The sequence below is a fragment of the Ramlibacter sp. genome (assembly GCF_035706265.1).
Classification (GTDB): Bacteria; Pseudomonadota; Gammaproteobacteria; order Burkholderiales; family Burkholderiaceae_C; genus Ramlibacter.
Map to the genome: position 1 here is coordinate 1 of NZ_DASSVG010000149.1, position 2600 is coordinate 2600.

The 2600-nt window shown below is 65.1% G+C and carries 5 protein-coding genes; all 5 read left to right on the forward strand.

What is annotated here, in order from left to right:
- Positions 1-535, forward strand: a 535-nt coding sequence (locus tag VFM98_RS05975; protein WP_325108987.1) for a cbb3-type cytochrome c oxidase subunit I, incomplete at its 5' end; no start/stop codon positions are given.
- Positions 535-663 carry a hypothetical protein gene (locus VFM98_RS05980; protein ID WP_325108988.1) on the forward strand — a complete coding sequence of 43 codons (129 nt, stop codon included), beginning with the start codon at positions 535-537 and terminating at the stop codon, positions 661-663. The genes VFM98_RS05975 and VFM98_RS05980, both read left to right, overlap by 1 nt.
- Positions 663-1220: a cytochrome c oxidase assembly protein gene (locus VFM98_RS05985; protein WP_325108989.1), complete on the forward strand. Its 558-nt coding sequence runs from the start codon at positions 663-665 to the stop codon at positions 1218-1220. The genes VFM98_RS05980 and VFM98_RS05985 overlap by 1 nt, the downstream gene beginning before the upstream one ends.
- 17 nt (positions 1221-1237) lie before the next feature.
- On the forward strand, positions 1238-2122 hold the full coding sequence (locus tag VFM98_RS05990; protein WP_325108990.1) for a cytochrome c oxidase subunit 3: 885 nt from the start codon (positions 1238-1240) through the stop codon (positions 2120-2122).
- A gap of 66 nt (positions 2123-2188) precedes the next feature.
- A partial coding sequence (locus VFM98_RS05995) for a 2-dehydropantoate 2-reductase N-terminal domain-containing protein (RefSeq protein WP_325108991.1) occupies positions 2189-2600 on the forward strand: 412 nt, incomplete at its 3' end.

Here is a 2600-nt window from a genome sequence, read left to right on the forward strand (position 1 = left end):
CCTGTTCCTGTTCTCGATCGGCGGCTTCTCGGGCCTGATGCTCGCGGTGGTGCCGGCCGACTTCCAGTACCACGACACCTACTTCGTGGTGGCGCACTTCCACTACGTGCTGGTGCCCGGCGCCGTGTTCGCCATCATGGCGGGCGTGTATTACTGGCTGCCGAAGTGGACCGGCAAGATGTACGACATGAAGCTGGCCAAGTGGCACTTCTGGCTGTCGACCATCTTCGTGAACGTGCTGTTCTTCCCGCAGCACTTCCTCGGCCTCGCCGGCATGCCGCGCCGCATTCCGGACTACTCCACGCAGTTCGCGGACTGGAACATGGTGTCCTCGATCGGTGGATTCGGTTTCGGCCTTTCGCAGCTGCTGCTGCCGTACATCATCTGGAAGTGCGTGAAGGCGACCACCAGGGCCACGGACCGGGTCTGGGAAGGCGCACATGGCCTGGAGTGGGAGCTGCCCTCGCCGCCGCCGTACCACAGCTGGAGCGAGCCGCCGTCCCGCGAAATCATCGCCCGCGGCGTGGAGCACTGATGAGCACCATGTCCGATCGCGAGGTCGCCGAGCGGCGTGCCAAGGCGCGCCGCACGGCCATCCTGCTCGGCCTGGTGGCGCTGTCGTTCTACGTGGCCTTCATCTGGATGTCGGTGGCGCGCAGCTGATGACCGGCAGCGTCGACAAGCAGCGCGGGGTGAACCGGCGGCTGACGCTGAAGCTGCTGGTGTTCGCACTCGGCAGCTTCGGGTTCGGCTTCGCGCTCGTGCCGCTGTACGACGTGCTGTGCGACATCACCGGTTTCGGCAACCAGAAGGCACTGGCCGAAAAGCGCCTGGCGGTCGAGAAACCCGACGACACGCGCACGATCACCGTGGACTTCATCGCCGAGCTGCCGACCGTCGGCAACTGGGAGTTCCGCCCCACGGTGGCCTCGATGCAGATCCACCCCGGGCGCCTGTACAAGACCGAATTCTTCGCGCACAACCTGACGGGCCACGAGACCATGGCGCAGGCTGTGCCGAACATCGCGCCCGGCAAGGCCGCGGCGTACTTCCGCAAGACCGAGTGCTTCTGCTTCACGCCGCAGCACTTCAACGTCAACGAACAGCGGCCCATGACCGTGCGCTTCGTCGTCGATCCGGCGATTCCGCATTGGGTCGAGCGCATCACGCTGTCGTACACTTTTTATGACGAGTTCACGCGAGTGGGCTCATTGAACTAGCAACCTAGGATCTCTTCATGGCAGACGCTCACGCCTCCACCGGCAAGTACTACGTTCCCCACGAGAGCAGATGGCCCATCATCGCTTCAGCCTCGTTCTTCACGCTGCTGCTGGGTGCAGTCTGCCTGCTGAACGACTGGACACCCGCCTGGGCGATGCTGCCCGGCTTCGCGCTGGTGGTGTTCATGTTCATCGGCTGGTTCGGCACCGTGATCGGCGAGAACCAGCAGGGCCTCTACGGCCTGGACGTCGACCGCTCGTTCCGCATGGGAATGATGTGGTTCATCTTCTCCGAGGTCATGTTCTTCGCCGCATTCTTCGGTGCGCTGTTCTACGCGCGCGTGCTCTCCGTGCCTTGGCTTGGCGGCGAGGGCACCAAGGTCATGGGCAACGAGCTGCTGCATCCGCTGTTCGAGAATGCCTGGCCGACCAACGGCCCGGCGGCGCTCGGCCCGCGACCGGATGGCACCTTCGAGGTCATTCCGGCCTTCGGCCTGCCGGCGCTGAACACGCTCATCCTGCTGACCTCGGGCGTGACCGTGACCATCGCGCACCACGCGCTGCGCGCCGGCAATCGCGCCGTACTGAACATCTTCCTGTTCCTGACGTTCGCGCTGGGCTTCCTGTTCGTCGCGCTGCAGGCGCACGAGTACGGCGAGGCATACGAGAAGCTGGGCCTCACGCTCTCCACCGGCATCTACGGCTCGACGTTTTTCATGCTCACCGGCTTTCACGGCTTCCACGTGACCATCGGCGCCATCATGCTGGTGTGCATCTGGCTGCGGACGCTCAACGGCCACTTCACGCCGCAGCGCCACTTCGTCTTCGAGGCGGTGGCCTGGTATTGGCACTTCGTGGACGTGGTCTGGCTGGGACTTTTCGTGTTCGTGTACTGGATCTAGCTTCCGGCGCGTCCGGAGGATCGGAACGGGGCGCTTCGGCGCCCCGTTTTTTTGTCATGATGACGCATGGCTTCGATCCTCTTCATCGGCCCCGGTGCCATCGGCGCGACGTTGATCGCCTGGCTCTGCCAGGACGATCGTCACCAGGTCACCGCCGCGGCACGCACGCCATTCGACTCGATCGAAACGCAGACGCCGGGCGGGCTGATCCGCGCGAAGCCGCGCGTCATCACCGACGTGCGACAGGCACCGCCGAGCGACTGGATCCTGGTCGCCACCAAGGCCTACGACAGTGACGCCGCCGCGCGCTGGTTTGCCGGTGCGACGCATCCGCACACGCGGCTCGCCGTGATCCAGAACGGCGTGGAGCACATCCAGCGCTTCGAGCAGCACTTTCCGCGCGAGCGCATCGTGCCGGTGATGATCGACCTGCCCGCCGAGCGCGAGACACCGGGGCGCACCCTGCAGCGCGGTCCCG

Bases quoted from the DNA above. Each gene is read 5' to 3' on its own strand.
- VFM98_RS05980 (WP_325108988.1), top strand. From the start codon at position 535: ATGAGCACCATGTCCGATCGCGAGGTCGCCGAGCGGCGTGCCAAGGCG.
- VFM98_RS05985 (WP_325108989.1), top strand. From the start codon at position 663: ATGACCGGCAGCGTCGACAAGCAGCGCGGGGTGAACCGGCGGCTGACG.
- VFM98_RS05990 (WP_325108990.1), top strand. From the start codon at position 1,238: ATGGCAGACGCTCACGCCTCCACCGGCAAGTACTACGTTCCCCACGAG.